This window comes from Clostridium sp. DFI.1.208 (genome assembly GCF_024463855.1).
Lineage (GTDB): Bacteria > Bacillota_I > Bacilli_A > Erysipelotrichales > Erysipelotrichaceae > Clostridium_AQ.
Genome location: NZ_JANGCA010000200.1, coordinates 1 through 454 on the forward strand (window position 1 = coordinate 1; position 454 = coordinate 454).

At 41.2% G+C, this 454-nt stretch carries 1 tRNA gene; it reads left to right on the forward strand.

Annotated features, from left to right (window positions below):
• A tRNA-Gly gene (locus NE665_RS24025) sits at positions 1-74 on the forward strand.
• The last annotated feature ends 380 nt before the right edge of the window (positions 75-454 follow it).

Genomic DNA, 454 nt, shown 5'->3' on the forward strand with positions numbered 1-454 from the left:
GCGGGTGTAGTTCAATGGTAGAACTTCAGCCTTCCAAGCTGACTACGTGAGTTCGATTCTCATCACCCGCTCCATTATGAGTAAGATTTGTGCTCAGAGCCTATGGCTCTGGGCATTTTTGTTAAATCTTACGAAAAATCGGAAGCGAGTTCGTTTGATATATACACGGGATGTGTAAGGAATATTACTCCTTATGCATCCCTTTTTCCTTTTCCTCCACCGCTGGTTATGATCTTTGAAAAACAAAATAGCGAGTACTAAAACAAGAAGTGAGCGACATCTGATGATACGCCAAGACGGTATTTTTAAAATCGCAAAGAAATAAATAATACAAGAGCGATCCATATCAGGCAGAAAAAGCGGTCTCGAAAGCCGGTTCGCCAGGACCTTCGTATAATGATACTTATAAATAAAATGCTCCGTGGAGGAGTTGGTGTGAATCCAATGAATGCTA